The following is an 18,871-nucleotide window of genomic DNA, read 5'->3' on the forward strand; positions in this document are numbered from 1 at the left end:
AGATCTTTCATGCAGGATGCAACCCTCCCCCGCCCGGCATTGCTGGGCATCGACCTTGGCACCACCAACAGCCTGATCGCCGTCTGGCGCGACGGTCGCGCCGAGCTGATCCGCAATGCCCTCGGCGACGTGCTGACCCCGTCGGTGGTCAGCCTCGATGAAGACGATACGATCCTGGTCGGCAAAGCCGCCCGCGCCCGCCTGACCACGCACCCGGATCGCACGGCTGCCGCATTCAAACGCTTCATGGGCAGCGATAAACAGATCGAGCTCGGCGCGCGCGCCTTCAGCCCTGAAGAGTTGTCGGCTCTGGTACTCGGTTCACTCAAGCAAGATGCCGAAGCATTTCTGGGTCATCCGGTCTCTGAGGCGGTGATTTCGGTGCCGGCGTATTTCAGTGACGAACAACGCAAGCGCACTCTGTTTGCCGCCGAACTGGCCGGTTTGTCCGTCACGCGGCTGATCAACGAGCCGACCGCAGCGGCCATGGCTTATGGGCTGCATGAGCAGAAATTCGAACGCACGCTGATCTTCGATCTGGGCGGCGGCACTTTCGATGTCACGGTGTTGGAATACGCCTTGCCGCTGATCGAAGTGCACGCGTCCACCGGTGACAACTTCCTTGGTGGCGAAGACTTCACTGCCGCGCTGTTGCAAGCCTGCCTCAAAGACTGGCAACTGACGCCGGCACTGATCGACGCCCAGAGCATGGCCAGCCTCGCCGATGCGCTGGAGCAACTCAAATGCAAACTGGGTGAAGGCCCCCAGCAACTGCACTGGCGGCTTGGCGAAAAAACCTTCGAATGGGCGCTGGACGCAGCCACTGCGGTAAACCTCTGGGAACCGCTATTGGGCCGCTTGCGTGCGCCGATCGAACAGGCCCTGCGCGATGCCCGCCTCAAACCCCGCGACCTCGACAGCCTGGTGCTGGTCGGCGGCGCCACGCGCATGCTGGCGGTGCAACAACTGGTTGCGACGCTGTTCGGCCGCCTGCCTTATCGGCATCTCGACCCGGACACCATCGTCGCGCTTGGCGCAGCCACACAAGCGGCGTGCAAGGCCCGCGATGGCGCAGTAGAGGAGCTGATCCTGACCGACGTCTGCCCTTACACGCTGGGCATCGAGACGATGCGCGGCAAAGGTGTCGAAGGTGCCTTCTCGCCCATCATCGAGCGCAACACGATCATTCCGACGTCACGGGTGGAACGCTATTACACAACCTACCCACGACAAGAAGAAATCCGTATTGCGGTCTATCAGGGCGAACGCCCGTGGGTGCGCGACAACATCTTCATTGAGAGTTTCGATCTGACGCTGACACCCTGCGATCATATTCAGGCGCTGGATGTACGCTTCAGTTACGACATCAATGGCCTGCTCGAGGTTGACGTCATGCTGCTTCAGACCGGCAAGCGCCACAGCCACGCCATCGACCGCAGCCCCACCGGCCTTGACGAAGCGTCACGTCAGAACAGCCACGACCGGCTCGCCGCACTCAAGGTTCACCCGCGCGACGCGTTGCCCAACCGCACCTTGCTGGCACGCCTGGAGCGCGCCTGGATGCAGAGCCTCGGCACCGAGCGCGAACGCATTGCCGAATGGTTGCACGGTTTCACGGCTGTGCTCGCCGACCAGCAACCTGCGCAGATTGCCAGCCAGCGCTCACAGCTCAACGACGCCCTGGATGAACTGCGCTTCTAGCCGATGAGACGCCGCAACGCAGCCTGCAAACCGGCGGACAGCGGGTCTTCACGAAAGCTTTCCGGGGGCATGCCATAGCGGTTGGGCAACTTCTCCCCGGGAAAGCCGAACAGGACCAGCGGCAGAAACGGCAAGACGGGTGTCAGTCCGGCGAGCACCAGAAAGGTCGGTATACCTCGGCCCATGTCATGCAGGCGTCGGAGCATGGCGCCGAGCAGAATCAACACCCCGAGCAACAACACCACCAGGGCGGGCGTCGTCGACCCACTGAGCACGGCGACCAGCGGGGTGAGCAGCACCAGGCCAATCACTTGCCCGACAAAGGCCTCGCGACTCAGCCGCGAGCCAAGGCGCCAGAAGGCCATGGCCGATGTCGGCCGCGCCTCGGCCCTGGCCAGCAGCAAACGCTCCGACCACGACAGCAGCGCGCTGCAGGCAAAACGCAAACCGAGGCCGTTCTGCAGGTTGTCCTTGGCGCGCTGCAGGCGTATCAAGTTTTTCTGACGTGGCACACCCGCGTCGCCGTACCTGACCAGATCCTTGAGCGCATCGAGCGCCAGGTAAAAGTCGTCGATGTCATCAATGCCCTCCAGCGCCTCGCGAGAAGGCCGTACCGGTTCGCCCTTGATCAAGCTGTGGCGGAAGCCGTCGAACCAATCCTGCGGGTTGACGACTTCGGTAATCCTGTCGAGTAGAAAACGTCGCTGTTTGGCATCAAACAATCCTGTGTGATACAGAACCCCGGTCAGCAGCATCCGGCCGAGCAGGTCGTCGTCAAAAGCCCTCAGATCGCGGCGCATGCACGTGAACAACCGGTCGTTGCTGAGCAAGCGCAGGCTGTCGAGCGCCTCCTGAACCCCATACATCTGCTGGGCCAGCAGCGCTTGCACCGGTTCTTCGGTTTGCAGCAAGCCGAGCAAGCCACTGCAATTGCCTTGCTCACGCAACAATCGCTGCAATAACGGCTGCAAGCGGCTGAGCGGATGGGCCGGGTTGAATGCCAATGACTCCAGCATCCGCCCGTCGATCAATGGCAACCAACGCTCCGTTTGCCCCAGCAACGCCAGCAGAAACAGCGTTTGCGCGTGCCATTGCCACAACGCTTCGCCCGCCTCCGGCGCCGGCAACAGCACATTGTGTTGAGCCAGTTGCAGCAGTTGTGTCAGTTCCGACAGATCAGTGCCGGCGTACGAACCGTTGAGCTTGAAGTCTTCGTCAATGCGCGCGAGCGCGGCATGACCGTAAGGACGCAACCGGCGCAACCACCCACGGCAGAGGCTGTGCGACTGATCGCTGGTCTGCGCCGCCGGCAGTTGCGGCGACACTGCGTTTTCATCGATGTAGGCATTCATCGCCAACGCGATCGGCGCTTGCTTCAGCCAGCGCACATGTTGCTCCGCCTGACACTGAAAGCCACTCAGCACCAGCGCTTCAAGTGCATCCAGCGGCAACGTCTCGTCGAGCACCTGCTGCAACAACAGCACGTCACCGCGATGCAACGCCCACGCGTGCCGATAAAGTCGCTGCAAGCGGATGTCGGCATGCTCGCCGAGCAACAGCGCCAGCAGCGGCAACTCATCGTCGTGCAGGCGCCAATCGACGAAAGCCCTGGCCAGCCCTTGAAGTTGCAGAGGACCTACGTCCAGCCAGCGCAACAGGGTTTGCGGTTGCTGAGACGGGCTGCCATACGCCTGACTGGCGTCGTCAAGATCAAGCGGCCAGGCACTGAAAGGCTGGGCACAATCGAAGGCCTGAATCAGCAACGGCAGCAAGTCCGGTGAGCGCTCGGCACATAACGCCAACAACTGGCCTTCGGCTTTCGGATGGCGATGTTCCTGCCACAAGCGGATCCAGTTCGGCCACGCCTGATCGTCCAGCCCCTGCAAACTGCACTGACTGGCCAGCAAGTACAGCCAGTCAATATCGTCAGGATGCTGACGCTGGTGTTCGACACAGCACTGCAGCAACCCTTCCCCGCTGATACCCGCCTGAGTGAACTGCCCGAGCAGGCGCTTGATGTACGCCTCATCATCAGGCAACGGCAAGCAGGCGTGTCGGAGAGCGAAATGACTGAATTCGTGCAGCGGACGCTGGGCGAAGGTGACTTCGAGGCTGCGGGTGTACCACAGCGACTCAACCTGTGCGGCCTCAGGCCACTGGTTCATCAGCGCCAGATCGAACGGGTCGGGGGTTTTTATCCGTTGCAGAAACACTTCGACCCGCTCCGCGTGATCGTAGTCAAGATCGAGCAGTTGTTGATCCCAGGCCATCCGCTGTGCGAGCAGGTTCGCGCATCGGTGCGACAGCAAGCCGGCATCGGTCATTCGGTGGTAGAAATCCCAGCTGAGGTCAACCAGCTCATCCAGAGGCAATTGATCCAGCGTTCGGATAAACGCCTGCCACGCAGCAAAATTGAAACGCCGTGCAGGATCGTCGAGCAGCTCACAGAAATCCACGAAGGCCCGGGGCACCTCAGTGACCGTCTCGTCGGGTGCCTCGAACTCGCTGTAGTCTTCTTCCTCGTCCTCGTCCTCGTCCTCTTCGGCAGCATCTTCGCGAGCCAGACGCACGGCTTTTTCATACGCCATGCGCAACGCTTGAAAGCCTTCGGGATCGGTCTCCGGGTGATGTGCGGGCAGACGCGCGCGGTAGGCATCACGGATCAGGGTTTCGTCGGTGGTGGGCTCAATGCCCAGATGAATCCAGCAACTCATGACCAGTCGAACTCCTTGAGCGATGCCGGACGTGGCGGCAACTCGATTTCCATTTGCCAAGGCAAGTCAGGCAGAAACTGCGGGATGTTCTGATCCATACCACGGGCGATCAGCAGGTTATGCGTGGTCTGCCCTTGTCGATCGAGCTCGAACGCCAGTGCCTCATCACTTTTACTTTGGCAGCACCAGAATGCCCGCCCGATAAGGAAGCCATGGAAGTAAGCCATCCAGCTGTCGTAATGAAATTGCGCCCTGACGGCCAGGCGCGTGTGCAGCCACTGACTCTCGACCAGATCAATCCACTGGTTGCGCACACCGCAGCGCAGGAGGAACCCCATGCGCCCGTAGTCCCAGGACAAAATCCCGCCAGCCCCGCAGCTGTCGAAGGTGCGGCTGGCAAACTCATGCAGAACGCGTTCACGGAGTTCGAGGCGCTCAAGCAGCGCCGGCCATTCACTCGGCAGGCAACGCTGCCAGGCCAGATACGCGGCACTGAGATGTTTGGCATGGCCGTCGTCGGTCATCCGCCTGAGCATGCCGAACAGCTCCTGGCGGTCATCAATGCCCCAGCTGTTCTTCAGATTGATGTACGCGTCGTCGCAGAAAGCAGGGTCGTCGTACCCGGCTCCAGGATTGAGCGCCGCCATAGGCGCAGACAGGGCCCACAGCCAGCGCTGCTGAATCTCATCCATGAAAAATGCTCCAGGCCGACCGGTGAGGGATGGAGGGTCGGCAAAACTGCGGCGGATTGTAGAGAAACCGCTGCCGGGCGGCAAAGCCGGTGTGTAGCGCCCATAAAAAAGGCCCCGACGTATCGGGGCCTTCGTTCAGCGGCTCAGCGCCCATTCAGACGCTTTTATCTGCAACTGAATCAGTGCTGCAGAGCCGGTTTTTGCGTCCCGTTGATCGGGATGCGCTTGGCCTTCGCTTCTTCCGGGACCACACGCAACAGGTCAATGCTCAGCAGACCGTTACTCAGGTCGGCGGCTTTGATCTCGATGTGATCAGCCAGGCGGAAGGACAACTTGAATGCACGCTGGGCGATGCCCTGGTGCAGGAAGGTCACGCCTTCGTTGGCATCACGCTTGCCGCCACTGATGGTCAGCACACCCTTCTCGACTTGCAGCTCCAGGTTTTCTTCCTGGAAACCGGCCGCGGCAACGACGATGCGATATTGATCATCACCGTGCTTTTCCACGTTGTAAGGCGGATAGGTGCTACCAGGCTCGTTGCGCAGGGCGGTTTCGAACAGGTCGTTGAAACGGTCGAAGCCTACCGAGGAACGGAACAGTGGTGCGAGGGAAAATGCAGTACTCATGGTTCAAATCTCCTGAAAACAATCAGCAAGGTTTTGTGTATCCGCGACCCGAATTCGGCATCGCGTAACCCTTAAATAGGGACCGCCGATTTGATTTCAAGAGATTATTTGCAGATTTTTTTCACGCCGCTTCAACGACCGGCAGACCGAGCAAACGCGAGACATGATCCGGTTCCGTTTCACGACGCAAGACGGTGAACAGCTCGGTGGCCTCGGGATAATTGCGCGTCAGCATTGCCAGCCATTGCTTCAAACGGCCCGGTGATTGACGCGCAGTCATCTGCGCTTTGGCCTGTAACCAGAAGTCCTGGATCAGCGGCATCAGCTCGGCCCAGGTCATCTCGACGACTTCCTCACCGGCGCGCGCTGCAGCGATCTGCCTGGCCAGATCCGGGCGCGAGACCAGGCCACGACCGAGCATGATGTCTTCCACGCCACTGATTTCCCGGCAACGGCGCCAGTCTTCGACGCTCCAGATATCACCGTTGGCAAACACCGGCACCTTGACCACGTCCTGCACGCGCGGAATCCACTCCCAATGCGCTGGTGGTTTGTAACCGTCCATTTTGGTTCGGGCGTGAACCACGATGTGTTCGGCGCCACCTTCGGCCAATGCCGTGGCGCAGACGAGCGAGCCGTCCGGGCTGTCGAAACCGAGGCGCATCTTCGCGGTGACGGGAATGTGCGCAGGCACAGCGCGGCGCACGTGCTCGACGATCTGGTTGAGCAGTTCGGGCTCTTTAAGCAGTACCGCGCCGCCACGGGACTTGTTCACGGTCTTGGCCGGGCAGCCGAAGTTGAGGTCGATTACCTCAGAACCGAGTTCGCAGGCCAGCGCTGCGTTTTCCGCCAGGCACACCGGGTCGGAACCGAGCAGTTGCACACGCAATGGCACGCCCGACGCCGTGCGAGCGCCGTTGAGCAGTTCCGGGCCGAACTTGTGGAAGTAGGCTGGCGTGAGCAATTGATCGTTGACCCGGATGAATTCGGTCACGCACCAATCGATGCCGCCAACGCGGGTCAACACGTCGCGCAGGATGTCGTCGACCAACCCTTCCATGGGCGCCAGAGCAATTTGCATGGGAAAACACTACTTAAAGAAAAACGTGCGGCAGTTTACTGGATTACGAGAAAAACCGCAGATCCCTTGTAGGAGTGAGCCTGCTCGCGATAGCGGTGTGGCTGACACATTGCTATCGCGAGCAGGCTCACTCCTACAGTTTAAATTTGGGCAGATTCTGAGGGCTGGATCGCCGGGCCGTAGCCGTCGATGAATTCGGCGGGCATGCGCTTGGGCTTGCCCGTGGACAGCTCGATGCAGACGAAGGTGGTTTGCGCGCGGAGCAGCGTGGTGTTGTCGCTCGGGCGTTTGAGCTGGAAATGCCGGGTCATCCTCAGACGCTGGTCCCAATCGACGATCCAGGTCGCCAACTGCAGCTCGTCGCCTTCGTAGGCAGCGGCCAGATAATCGATTTCGTGGCGCACCACCGCCATCGCCCGATCCAGGCGCCGGTACTCGACCAGATCCAGCCCCAGACGCTGCGAATGGCGCCAGGCGCAGCGTTCGAGCCAGGTGACGTAGACCGCGTTGTTCGCGTGGCCCAGCCCGTCGATGTCCTCGGCGCCTACTTGCAGATCAATGGTAAACGGCGTTGCCCGATCCCAGCCCATGCCCCACTCCCGGTCAAATTATTTCAACCGGGGCAGTGTAACGGAGCTCACGCCGATTGGCGCGCCTGGAGACTGCGGCCGGCCAGCAGTGATAACACGCCATCAATCACCCGCTGATCGGCCAGCACACGCTGATGACCGCCACCTTCCAGCCGCAGCAAGCGGCTGTCGAACCAGGCTTCGTGGATCAGTTGCGACTCTTTGACCGAGACAAAGTTGTCGTCCTCGGCATGTACGATCAGGCCGGGCATATCCAATTGATAGTGGGCGACATCGAGGGTGGCGGCGCGCATGCCGACATCCTGCTCAACCTGACGAATGAACGCGGAACGCGCTCTCGGCGGCATGCCCACGTAGCGGGCAAACCCACGCAATACGCCGAGGATTCGCGCAGGGGCGGCAATGCTGACGAGGGTTTCCGTGCGCAAGCCCAATTGCACCGCGAGCATGGCGCTGGCGCCGCCCATGGAGTGACCGATGACCGCTTGCAGCGGCGGTAGCTCGGCAGCGGCTTCGAGCATCGCCCGAGCGAACAATACGACATTGGCTTCACGCCCCGGCGAACGGCCGTGGGCCGGACCATCGAGCGCGACGACGGTATAACCGCCATCGACCAACGCCGTGATCAACGCGGCGAACTGGGTTGGGCGCCCTTCCCAACCGTGCATCAGCAGCACCGTCGGGCCTTGACCCCAGCGCAACGCTGAAAGGCCAAAGCGCAACGTGATCCGCTCGGAATTGGCCAGCAACGGCAACTCCCAATCCCGCAGAGGTAGCGACCGCGGCGTCATGAACGCCACACGCATTTTGCTCGCCACGCGTTTCGGTGCAATCCAGCCCAAGGTGCCGTTAACGCCACGAACCCACTTCAACGTGTTCATCGCTCTCTCCTCAGGCCTGCTGCCTTCAGGTCAACGCACGGCCGACTTGGCAGCGCGCAGCAATCGATCGGACAAATCTCCAGGGCCAAGCGCTCTCGCGAGTGCCAGACCACCCACCATCAAGGCCACGTCGGCCAGGGCTTTGTCGGTGTCTTCAGGGCTGGACGCCAACTGCGCAATCATCAGTTCCAGGTGCTCATTGAGCGCAATGCGGAACGACTCCGGCAAACGACCCAATTCGCCGATCGAGGCTGGAATCGGGCATGCCGCTTCACTGGAATCACGGTGTTTGCGCGACAGGTAGAACGCGGCGACCAAGGCGCGACGCTCTTCGCCGGTCAGTTCGGTGTCCATGTCGGCAATCAGGTCGCGACGGCGACCCAGCAGCTGCTTGAACGCTTCCAGCATCATTGCGTCCTTGCTTTCGAAGTGCGCATAAAAACCGCCAACCGTCAGGCCGGCTGCGCCCATCACTTCGCCCACGCTCGGGTCGGCCGGGCCACGCTGGATCAGTGCGGCGCTGGCAGCCTTGAGGATGCGTTCGCGGGTTTGAGCTTTTTTATCGTTCATCGTTGCCTCCGAATATTACGACTAGAATATTATTCGCATAATAATATTCTGCAAGTCAAGAATATGACCGCTGGTCTGAAGCACAGTGTAAGGAAAAAGGAGAGTTGGCCAAACGCCAGACAAACAAAAGGGCCATTCAATAATTGAATGACCCTTATAAAATCCCGCAGAGCGGGTAATCGTGGCGTCCCCTAGGGGACTCGAACCCCTGTTACCGCCGTGAAAGGGCGGTGTCCTAGGCCACTAGACGAAGGGGACACAAACCTTCTATACAACTGATCAGTGCTGAGAGCTGATCGATTCAAGGCCGGTGTGGCCAGACCTTGAACTTGTAAAATTGGTGGAGCTTAGCGGGATCGAACCGCTGACCTCCTGCATGCCATGCAGGCGCTCTCCCAGCTGAGCTAAAGCCCCGATTTATCGCCTCGCGGCGGAGTGACATTTTGCAACATCACTTCTGTAAAACTGGCGTCCCCTAGGGGACTCGAACCCCTGTTACCGCCGTGAAAGGGCGGTGTCCTAGGCCACTAGACGAAGGGGACGCAAACCCTTCTATACAACAGACCAACACTGAGTGTTGATCGCTTCAAGGCCGGTGTGGCCAGACCTCGAAGTGTAAAATTGGTGGAGCTAAACGGGATCGAACCGTTGACCTCCTGCATGCCATGCAGGCGCTCTCCCAGCTGAGCTATAGCCCCTCATCGTTGATGTCATCGCTGAGGACGGGGCGAATCTTAAGGGCGTATCGAAAGCCTGTCAAACTTATTTTTGAAATTTTTCAAAATTTTTTGTCGGCATAACAACCACTTACCGCCCTCCTCCCGAAAATCCGGCACTCGGGATAGAACTCGGACCTGCAGGAGCTGCCGCAGGCTGCGATCTTTTGATGTGGCTTTTTAAAGATCCAGATCAAAAGATCGCAGCTTGCGGCAGCTCCTACAGGGGGCTAAACGCTTAGGCGATGGCGCCCAGAAGCTTTTCCCACTCTTTGTTTTCTTTCTTCGATACGCCGCCCAACAGGTCAATCGCCTGACGCAGACGGAAACGGGTCAGGTCCGGGCCGAGGATCTCCATCGCATCGAGCACCGACACCGAACTCGCCTGACCGGTGATCGCAGCAAACATCAGCGGCATCGCGTCACGCAGTTTCAGCTCCAGCGATTCAACCACTGCCTGAATCGTTGCGGTGATGTTGTCCTTCTCCCACTGACGCAGGCTTTCCAGCTTCCACAGGATCAACTGCATCAACTGGCGAACCTGATCGCCCGAAAGCTTCTTCGATTCGAACAGCTTGGCATCCGGATTGACGCCTCCGGCGAAGAAGAACCCACCCAGCGGTGCAACCTGGCTGAAGGTTTCAACGCGGCCCTGCACCAGCGGCGCGATCTTCATCATGTATTCCGGGTTCAGCGCCCAGGTCTGCAAACGGCTGGCGAACTCTTCCACCGGCAGATCACGCAGCCACTGGCCGTTGAGCCACGACAGCTTCTCGATGTCGAAGATCGGCCCGCCGAGGGAAACACGTTTGAGGTCGAAGTTGTCGACCATTTCCTGCAGCGAGAACTTCTCGCGCTCGTCCGGCATCGACCAGCCCATGCGGCCGAGGTAGTTAAGCATCGCTTCCGGCATGAAGCCCATGCGCTCGTAGAACGTCACCGAAGTAGGGTTCTTGCGCTTGGACAGCTTGCTTTTGTCCGGGTTACGCAGCAGCGGCATGTAGCACAGCTCTGGTTGCTCCCAGCCAAAGTACTCGTACAGCAGAATCAGTTTCGGCGCCGATGGCAGCCACTCTTCGCCACGCAGGACGTGGGTGATGCCCATCAGGTGGTCATCGACCACGTTGGCGAGGAAGTATGTCGGCAGACCGTCGGTCTTCATCAGTACTTGCATGTCCATGCGATCCCACGGGATCTCGACGTCACCACGGAGCATGTCTGGCACCACGCAGACGCCTTCGCTCGGCACTTTCATGCGGATTACGTGCGGTTCGCCGGCGGCCAGGCGGGCTGCGACTTCGTCCTTCGACAGCAGCAGCGCGCGGCCATCGTAGCGCGGGGTTTCGCCGCGAGCCATTTGCTCGGCGCGCATCTGGTCCAATTCTTCAGCAGTGCAGAAGCATGGGAACGCATGGCCCATGTCGACCAGTTGCTGGCAGTACTTCTGGTAGATGTCGCCACGCTCGCTCTGACGGTATGGACCGTGCGGGCCGCCAACATCCGGGCCTTCGCTCCAGTCGATACCCAGCCAGCGCAGGGCGTCGAAGATCTGCTGTTCGGACTCGCGGGTCGAACGCAACTGGTCGGTGTCTTCGATCCGCAGGATGAACTCACCACCATGCTGCTTGGCAAAGCAGTAGTTGAACAATGCGATGTAAGCGGTACCTACGTGGGGGTCCCCGGTAGGCGATGGCGCGATGCGAGTGCGGACGGTGGTCATGGCATGTCTCGAAAAGAATGAAAAGCAAAACAATCAAGCGGCGAATGGTAACAGGCGACACCCGCCCCGCTCCAGCAGGCAGGGCATTTAAGCCAAGTTTGCGTCTGTAACGCCCGTGAGCCGTGGTGAATGGCCGAATATCAACCATGGGCATTTACCGTTTATCGGCTGTATGCGAGATTCACCGGCTGATAACTTTCCTTACAATTACTAGACTACAGTTTGCCCATGCCTGCCCAACTCAAGCGTCGCCTATTCATTTTTCTACTGCTCGTCCTGCTGATTGCCGGGGGCTTCTTCGCCCATTGGTTTTTCAAGGGGCGCTTTTATGAAAGCACCGACAACGCCTATGTCCAGGGCGAAATCACCCGTGTGTCGAGCCAGTTGAGCGCGCGCATCGACGACGTGCTGGTACAGGACAACCAGCACGTCGAAAAAGGCCAGTTGCTGGTGCGCCTCGAAGGCGACGATTTCCGTCTGGCGGTCGATCGCGCCAACGCCGCGCTTGCCACTCGCGAGGCCGAACGCTTGCAGGCGCAAAGCAAGCTCACTCAGCAAGCCAGCCTGATCGCCTCCAGCGATGCACAAGTGGCGACCACCCAAGCAACCCTCGGCCGCTCTCAGATGGATTTGTCGCGGGCGGAAACCCTGCGCAAACCCGGCTACGTTTCCGAAGAGCGCGTAACCACCCTCGCCGCCGACGCCCACATTGCCCGCTCGCAAGTGACCAAGGCCCAGGCCGATGCGCAGAGTCAGCGCCAGCAAGTGAACGCATTGAGCGCCGAAATCAAACGCCTCGACGCGCAGATCGCCAATGCCCGCGCCGATATCGCCCAGGCCCAACTCAACCTGACCCGCAGCGAAATCCACGCACCGATCAGCGGCCTGGTCGGCCAGCGCGCCGCACGCAACGGTCAAGTGGTCCAGGCCGGCGCCTATCTGCTGTCGATCGTCCCGGACGAAGACATCTGGGTACAGGCCAACTTCAAGGAAACCCAGATCGGTCATATGCAGCCCGGACAAAAAGCCGAATTGACCTTCGATGCCTACAGCGACACGCCGATCGAGGCGCGAGTCGACAGTCTGTTCGCCGCCTCCGGTGCGCAGTTCAGCTTGCTGCCACCCGATAACGCCACCGGCAACTTCACCAAAGTCGTGCAGCGGATTCCGGTGAAACTCACCTTCAAAGCCGATAACCCGTTGCGCGGCAAGATCCGTCCGGGCATGTCCGTCACCGCCACCGTGAACATCAAAGACGCCCCAGACGATGGCCGGTGATTCGCTGATCCGCCCGGTCGGCGAACCGACCCGGCGCGACTGGATCGCGGTAATGAGCGTGATGCTCGGCGCCTTCATGGCGGTGCTCGACATCCAGATCACCAACTCTTCGCTCAAAGACATCCAGGGCGCCCTGTCGGCGACGCTTGAAGAAGGTTCGTGGATTTCCACTTCTTATCTGGTCGCGGAAATCATCATGATCCCGCTGACCGCATGGCTGGTGCAGTTGCTCTCGGCGCGGCGACTAGCAGTATGGGTGTCGCTGGGTTTTCTGGTTTCATCGCTACTGTGCTCGATGGCCTGGAGCCTCGAGAGCATGATCGTCTTCCGCGCCATGCAAGGCTTCACCGGCGGCGCGCTGATCCCGCTGGCGTTTACCCTGACGCTGATCAAACTCCCCGAACACCACCGCGCCAAAGGCATGGCGATGTTTGCCATGACCGCGACGTTTGCGCCGTCCATCGGCCCGACGCTGGGCGGTTGGCTCACGGAAAACTGGGGCTGGGAATACATCTTCTACATCAACATTCCGCCGGGGCTGATCATGATCGCCGGGCTGATGTATGGACTGGAAAAGAAAGCAGCGCACTGGGAATTGCTCAAGAGCACCGACTACACCGGCATCCTCACATTGGGGATCGGCCTCGGTTGCTTGCAGGTATTTCTCGAAGAAGGGCATCGCAAGGATTGGCTGGAATCGAGCCTGATCGTGACACTGGGCAGCATTGCCCTGCTGAGCCTGATCACCTTTGTCATCGTGCAGATCTCCAAGCCAAATCCGCTGATCAACCTCGGCATTCTGCGTAATCGCAACTTCGGCCTGTCGAGTATTTCCAGCCTCGGCATGGGCGTCGGGTTGTACGGTTCGATCTATCTGCTGCCGCTGTATCTGGCACAGATCCAGAACTACAACGCCTTGCAGATCGGCGAAGTGATCATGTGGATGGGCGTGCCGCAGCTGTTTCTGATTCCGCTGGTGCCGAAGCTGATGACGTTCATTTCGCCAAAATGGCTGTGCACTTTGGGTTTCGGGTTATTTGGCTTGGCGAGTTTTTCTTCGGGCGTGCTCAACCCGGATTTTGCCGGGCCGCAGTTCAACCAGATCCAGATCATTCGGGCGCTGGGCCAGCCGTTGATCATGGTGACCATTTCGCTGATCGCCACCGCTTATATCCTGCCGCAGGATGCGGGGTCGGCGTCGAGCCTGTTCAACATCCTGCGCAACCTCGGCGGTGCGATTGGCATTGCGCTGCTGGCGACACTACTGGATGCGCGGACCAAGACCTACTTCGATTATTTGCGTGAGGCGATTGTACCGACCAACCCGCAGGTGGCTGAGCGCATGGCGTCGATGACAGACCGGTTTGGCAGTGACACGGCGGCGCTGGGCAAGATGAGCGAGATCGTCCATCAGCAGGCGGCGATCATGGCCTACAACGATGCGTTTCACTTTGTCGGGATTGCGCTGGGGATCAGTATGCTGGCGATTCTGTTGACCAAGAAATTACCGCAAGGGCTGAAGGCTGGGGAGTCTCATTAAGAACGCGTTGCCGCCATTCGCGAGAGGCTCGCTCCCACAGGGGATTTGTGAACGACACAATACCTATGTGGGAGCGAGCCTGCTCGCGAAGAGGCCAGATCAGGCAACAGAGATCAGACAGCCAAAAGCCGCTCGCGTAATTTGGCGATTTCATCACGCATCTGCGCCGCCGCTTCAAATTCCAGATCCCGCGCCAGCTGATACATCTTCTCTTCCAGCGCACGAATACGCTTGGTGATCTCGCTCGGCGAACGCAGTTCGGCTTCGTACTTGGCGTTTTCCTCGGCAGCCTTGGCCATGCCTTTGCGCTTCTTGCTGCGCGAGCCCGGCACGGTGGCGCCTTCCATGATGTCGGCGACGTCCTTGAACACGCCTTTCGGGGTGATGCCGTTTTCGAGGTTGAAGGCGATCTGCTTGTCACGACGACGCTCGGTCTCGCCAATCGCCCGCTCCATTGAGCCGGTCATGCGATCGGCGTAGAGAATCGCCCGACCATTGAGGTTACGCGCCGCCCGGCCAATGGTCTGGATCAACGAGCGCTCGGAACGCAGGAAGCCCTCTTTGTCCGCGTCGAGAATTGCCACCAGCGACACTTCCGGCATGTCCAGGCCTTCGCGCAAAAGGTTGATCCCGACCAGCACGTCAAAGGTGCCGAGACGCAGGTCGCGGATGATCTCGACGCGCTCAACGGTATCGATGTCCGAGTGCAAATAACGCACGCGCACACCATGGTCGGCGAGGTAATCGGTAAGGTCTTCGGCCATGCGCTTGGTCAGCGTGGTGACCAACACCCGCTCTTCAATGGCGACGCGCTTGGAGATTTCCGACAACAAATCGTCGACCTGAGTCAGCGCCGGGCGGACTTCAATCTGCGGGTCGACCAGACCGGTCGGACGCACCAGTTGCTCGACCACGCGCCCGGCGTGCTCAGCCTCGTAGTTGCCCGGCGTTGCCGAGACGAAAATGGTCTGCGGGCTCACCCCTTCCCACTCATCGAAACGCATCGGTCGGTTGTCCAGTGCCGACGGCAGACGGAAGCCGTATTCGACCAGCGTCTCTTTACGCGAACGGTCGCCCTTATACATCGCGCCGACCTGCGGCACGCTGACGTGGGATTCGTCGATCACCAGCAAGGCGTCGGCCGGCAGGTAATCGTAAAGCGTCGGCGGCGCTGCACCGGCCGGGCGTCCGGACAGGTAGCGCGAGTAGTTTTCGATGCCGTTGCAGTAACCCAGTTCGAGGATCATCTCCAGGTCGAAACGGGTGCGCTGCTCCAGACGTTGGGCTTCGACCAGTTTGTTGTTACTGCGCAGGTATTCGAGGCGCTCCTGCAATTCGACTTTGATGTGCTCGATGGCGTCGAGCAGGGTCTCGCGCGGCGTCACGTAGTGACTCTTCGGGTAGAAGGTGAAGCGCGGCATCTTGCGGATGACTTCGCCGGTCAGCGGATCGAACGCGGAGATGCTCTCGACCTCGTCATCGAACAGCTCGATGCGGATCGCTTCCAGATCGGATTCCGCCGGGTAGATGTCGATTACATCGCCGCGCACGCGGAACGTCGCGCGGGCAAAATCCATGTCATTGCGGGTGTATTGCAAGTCAGCCAGACGGCGAAGCAGCGCACGCTGATCGAGTTTGTCGCCACGATCAACGTGCAGCACCATCTTCAAATAGGTTTCCGGACTACCGAGACCGTAAATGCACGACACCGTGGTGACGATGATCGCGTCTTTGCGCTCCAGCAGCGCTTTGGTCGCCGATAGACGCATCTGTTCGATGTGATCGTTGATCGACGCATCCTTCTCGATGAAGGTGTCGGACGACGGCACATACGCTTCGGGCTGATAGTAGTCGTAGTAAGAAACGAAATACTCGACGGCGTTGTTCGGGAAGAATGCCTTGAATTCGCCATACAGCTGCGCGGCGAGGGTCTTGTTCGGCGCGAGCACCAGGGTCGGGCGCTGTATCTGCGAGATGACATTGGCGATGCTGAAGGTTTTGCCCGAGCCGGTCACACCGAGCAGCGTCTGGTGCGCCAGACCGGCTTCGATGCCCTCAACCAATTGGCGAATGGCTTCCGGTTGATCGCCGGCGGGTTCGAAGCGGGTGACGAGCTGGAATTCGGACATATACACCTCTGGGTCGCGGCGTTCCGAGCAAAGCGGAGCACCACGGGGACGACCGCAAACGACCGACGTCGCGCAAGAAAAAACCTGGATTGTGCTCAATGTGGTGGCGATTGCCTGACCTTTCAAGGCAAACGTCCTACATCGGGTAAAGAATCTGACACGGCCAATCGACTAACGGTCGAGAAATAATCGGAAAAACTTGGGGTAAAAGCCGAATCGCCTGTCGCCATTGCTCGCAGATGGCCTCTATACTAGCTCCCCGTTTGTGCACCGCTCTAGTGCATTCGGCTGGAGCGCCACACGTCCCTCCACTATCCATTCAGAGCCGCCGTAATAATGAGCCTGTTCTCCGCTGTCGAAATGGCACCCCGCGATCCAATCCTGGGCCTCAACGAAGCATTCAACGCCGATACCCGGACCGACAAGGTCAACCTGGGCGTGGGTGTTTACTGCAACGAAGAGGGGCGAATTCCACTTCTGCGCGCCGTGATCGAAGCCGAAACCGTTCGCGCTGCTCAGCACGCATCCCGTGGCTACCTGCCGATCGACGGCATCGCTGCCTACGACCAGGCCGTGCAAAAGCTGCTGTTCGGTAACGACTCGCCGCTGATCAGCGCCGGTCGCGTCATCACTACTCAGGCTGTCGGCGGGACCGGCGCACTGAAAATCGGTGCCGACTTCCTCAAGCAGCTGCTGCCTAACGCCGTTGTCGCGATCAGCGACCCGAGCTGGGAAAACCACCGCGCGCTGTTCGAAACCGCCGGTTTCCCGGTGCAGAACTACCGTTACTACGACGCTGCCACCCACGATGTGAACCGTGCTGGCCTGCTCGAAGACCTCAACGCCCTGCCAAACGGCTCGATCGTTGTGCTGCACGCTTGCTGCCACAACCCGACCGGCGTCGACCTGAGCCCGGCGGACTGGAACAACGTGCTGGAAGCGGTCAAGGCCAAAGGTCACGTGCCGTTCCTCGACATGGCTTACCAGGGTTTCGGTGACGGCATCGACGAAGACGCCGCCGCTGTGCGCCTGTTTGCTGAATCCGGCCTGACTTTCTTCGTATCGAGCTCGTTCTCGAAGTCGTTCTCGCTGTACGGCGAGCGCGTTGGCGCCCTGTCGATCATCAGCGAATCGAAAGAAGAAAGTGCGCGCGTACTGTCGCAGGTCAAACGCGTGATCCGCACCAACTACTCCAACCCGCCGACCCACGGTGCAAGCATCGTCGCCGCTGTGCTGAACAGCCCGGAACTGCGCGCGCAGTGGGAAGCGGAGCTGGCGGAAATGCGCCTGCGCATTCGCGGCATGCGTGAGCAAATGGTCAGCCTGCTGGCGCAAAAAGCGCCACAGCGTGACTTCAGCTTTGTCGGCCGTCAGCGCGGCATGTTCTCCTACTCCGGCCTGACCACTGAACAGGTGCATCGCCTGCGCAACGAGTTCGGCATCTACGCCCTGGACACCGGCCGCATCTGCGTGGCTGCGTTGAACCAGAGCAACATCAAGGCTGTGACGGACGCGATCGTTCAGGTCATCTGATTTCACGGCGTGATGAAAAACGGGAAGCCTGAGTGCTTCCCGTTTTTTTATTCGTCACGGAAACTGCTCTACACCCTCTAGACTGCAAACAACTCAAAACTGTAGGAGCAAAGCTTGCTCGCGAAGGCGTCGGGTCAGCCGATGATAATGGCGACTGACCTGACGCCTTCACGAGCAAGCTTTGCTCCTACAGGTTTTGTGTTTATCCGGGATTTTTGAGAGAAGCCAAATGAAAAACGACAACCTGCGCGCTGACCGTGATGATCTGGATGATTTCATCCCCCGCACCCCGGCCAAACGCGAAAAAAGCCTGGTGCTGCAAGTGGCGGCCGGGGTGTTTCTCGGTGGGCTGGCGTTGTGGCTGGTGCAACTGGCGGTGACGGCGGCCTACGCCAAACTGCTGCTCGGCACCCTCACCTTCGGCAGTTAAGCCAGTTCACTCGCGCGCTGACTGGCGGCATCGTCATAAGCGACATACATCGATTCGGCGATCTGGCTCTTGATCGCTTTGGCGCTTTCCAGACCGAGGACGAACCCTTCGGCCTTGCCGCCCGCACGGTTCAATTCTTCAACGGTGCTGGCCTGGGTGATTGCGTCGAGGAGTTTTTCGGCGTGGGGACCGACGCCTTTTGGCAGGCTGATTTGCGCGATGCTCATGCGAGCACCTCGTGGTTGCAGGATGAAGACTTCATGGCGCGTACCTTTTTCGGCGGATGGCCGGTAGCGCGTGTGACCACTTCCGGGCGGCCATGGTAGACCTCTGCTGCGATTCTGGTAACCGCCAATCGCTGACAAACCAGCGTTGATCCAGCCGAATCACTAAATTTCACAACTGACGCTTGACTTCTCTTTTTGAATCAGTAACATACGCACCAATTCCGCAATAGCTCAGTTGGTAGAGCAAATGACTGTTAATCATTGGGTCCCTGGTTCGAGTCCAGGTTGTGGAGCCAAATAGCAAAGCCCCTGAATCGAAAGATTCAGGGGCTTTTTTGTGGGCGCTCGAAAAGCTCAAAAGATCGCAGACTTCGGCAGCTCCTGCACGATGAAATCCAATCTCCTGTAGGAGCTGCCGCAGGCTGCGATCTTTTGATCTGAAA

General features: G+C 59.6%; 15 protein-coding genes and 5 tRNA genes. 6 read left to right on the top strand and 14 right to left on the bottom strand.

The window, feature by feature from the left end:
- The first annotated feature begins 9 nt into the window (after nt 1-9).
- Nucleotides 10-1,701, top strand: a complete 1,692-nt coding sequence (locus JFT81_RS09925; RefSeq protein ID WP_201227170.1) for a molecular chaperone HscC — start codon at nt 10-12, stop codon at nt 1,699-1,701.
- Here JFT81_RS09925 and JFT81_RS09930 read toward each other — a convergent pair.
- The 12 genes from JFT81_RS09930 to gltX all read right to left on the bottom strand — a co-directional run bounded on the left by JFT81_RS09930 (nt 1,698) and on the right by gltX (nt 11,291).
- Nucleotides 1,698-4,415, bottom strand: coding sequence for a DUF805 domain-containing protein (locus JFT81_RS09930; protein WP_201227171.1), 2,718 nt, complete (start codon nt 4,413-4,415; stop codon nt 1,698-1,700). The two genes, JFT81_RS09925 and JFT81_RS09930, sit on opposite strands and share 4 nt — an antisense overlap.
- Nucleotides 4,412-5,107, bottom strand: a complete 696-nt coding sequence (locus JFT81_RS09935; RefSeq protein WP_201227172.1) for a DUF1266 domain-containing protein — start codon at nt 5,105-5,107, stop codon at nt 4,412-4,414. The genes JFT81_RS09930 and JFT81_RS09935 overlap by 4 nt, the downstream gene beginning before the upstream one ends.
- A 179-nt stretch (nt 5,108-5,286) precedes the next feature.
- Nucleotides 5,287-5,733 carry an Hsp20 family protein gene (locus JFT81_RS09940; protein WP_201227173.1) on the bottom strand — a complete coding sequence of 149 codons (447 nt, stop codon included), beginning with the start codon at nt 5,731-5,733 and terminating at the stop codon, nt 5,287-5,289.
- A 121-nt stretch (nt 5,734-5,854) separates the two neighbouring features.
- On the bottom strand, nt 5,855-6,814 hold the full coding sequence (locus JFT81_RS09945; RefSeq protein WP_201227174.1) for a tRNA-dihydrouridine synthase: 960 nt from the start codon (nt 6,812-6,814) through the stop codon (nt 5,855-5,857).
- 140 nt (nt 6,815-6,954) lie between these two features.
- Nucleotides 6,955-7,404 carry a thioesterase family protein gene (locus JFT81_RS09950; protein ID WP_201227175.1) on the bottom strand — a complete coding sequence of 150 codons (450 nt, stop codon included), beginning with the start codon at nt 7,402-7,404 and terminating at the stop codon, nt 6,955-6,957.
- A gap of 47 nt (nt 7,405-7,451) precedes the next feature.
- Nucleotides 7,452-8,285, bottom strand: a complete 834-nt coding sequence (locus JFT81_RS09955; protein ID WP_201227176.1) for an alpha/beta hydrolase — start codon at nt 8,283-8,285, stop codon at nt 7,452-7,454.
- A gap of 30 nt (nt 8,286-8,315) precedes the next feature.
- Entirely contained in the window at nt 8,316-8,855 is a 540-nt protein-coding gene (locus JFT81_RS09960; RefSeq protein ID WP_201227177.1) for a TetR/AcrR family transcriptional regulator, read from the bottom strand.
- Between the two features lie 182 nt (nt 8,856-9,037).
- Nucleotides 9,038-9,113: transfer RNA gene (locus tag JFT81_RS09965), tRNA-Glu, on the bottom strand.
- A gap of 80 nt (nt 9,114-9,193) precedes the next feature.
- A tRNA-Ala gene (locus JFT81_RS09970) sits at nt 9,194-9,269 on the bottom strand.
- A 52-nt stretch (nt 9,270-9,321) separates the two neighbouring features.
- Nucleotides 9,322-9,397: transfer RNA gene (locus JFT81_RS09975), tRNA-Glu, on the bottom strand.
- Nucleotides 9,398-9,477: 80 nt separating this feature from the next.
- A tRNA-Ala gene (locus JFT81_RS09980) sits at nt 9,478-9,553 on the bottom strand.
- Nucleotides 9,554-9,809: 256 nt separating this feature from the next.
- A complete protein-coding gene (gltX, locus tag JFT81_RS09985) occupies nt 9,810-11,291 on the bottom strand; it encodes a glutamate--tRNA ligase (protein WP_201227178.1) in 1,482 nt (493 codons plus the stop codon).
- 228 nt (nt 11,292-11,519) lie between these two features.
- On the opposite strand from gltX, the gene JFT81_RS09990 reads away from it, so the two are divergent.
- Nucleotides 11,520-12,569 (top strand): HlyD family secretion protein, encoded by a 1,050-nt coding sequence (locus JFT81_RS09990; RefSeq protein WP_201227179.1) that lies wholly within the window; start codon nt 11,520-11,522, stop codon nt 12,567-12,569.
- The gene (locus JFT81_RS09995) at nt 12,559-14,109 is read left to right on the top strand and encodes an MDR family MFS transporter (RefSeq protein ID WP_201227180.1); all 1,551 of its coding nucleotides are present in this window, start codon (nt 12,559-12,561) and stop codon (nt 14,107-14,109) included. The genes JFT81_RS09990 and JFT81_RS09995 overlap by 11 nt, the downstream gene beginning before the upstream one ends.
- Before the next feature lie 113 nt (nt 14,110-14,222).
- Here the strand turns inward: JFT81_RS09995 and uvrB are convergent, their stop codons facing one another.
- Nucleotides 14,223-16,238: an excinuclease ABC subunit UvrB gene (uvrB, locus tag JFT81_RS10000; protein ID WP_008083013.1), complete on the bottom strand. Its 2,016-nt coding sequence runs from the start codon at nt 16,236-16,238 to the stop codon at nt 14,223-14,225.
- A 336-nt stretch (nt 16,239-16,574) separates the two neighbouring features.
- Here uvrB and JFT81_RS10005 point away from each other — a divergent pair, with 336 nt between their 5' ends.
- Nucleotides 16,575-17,771 (top strand): amino acid aminotransferase, encoded by a 1,197-nt coding sequence (locus JFT81_RS10005; protein WP_201227181.1) that lies wholly within the window; start codon nt 16,575-16,577, stop codon nt 17,769-17,771.
- Between the two features lie 229 nt (nt 17,772-18,000).
- Nucleotides 18,001-18,201: a hypothetical protein gene (locus JFT81_RS10010; RefSeq protein ID WP_201227182.1), complete on the top strand. Its 201-nt coding sequence runs from the start codon at nt 18,001-18,003 to the stop codon at nt 18,199-18,201.
- On the opposite strand, the gene JFT81_RS10015 is transcribed toward JFT81_RS10010, so the two are convergent.
- Complete coding sequence (locus tag JFT81_RS10015; RefSeq protein ID WP_201227183.1) at nt 18,198-18,428, bottom strand: hypothetical protein; 231 nt, start codon at nt 18,426-18,428, stop codon at nt 18,198-18,200. The two genes, JFT81_RS10010 and JFT81_RS10015, sit on opposite strands and share 4 nt — an antisense overlap.
- A gap of 220 nt (nt 18,429-18,648) precedes the next feature.
- Here JFT81_RS10015 and JFT81_RS10020 point away from each other — a divergent pair.
- Nucleotides 18,649-18,724, top strand: a tRNA-Asn gene (locus tag JFT81_RS10020).
- The last annotated feature ends 147 nt before the right edge of the window (nt 18,725-18,871 follow it).

Source organism: Pseudomonas sp. TH43, from assembly GCF_016650635.1.
GTDB lineage: Bacteria > Pseudomonadota > Gammaproteobacteria > Pseudomonadales > Pseudomonadaceae > Aquipseudomonas.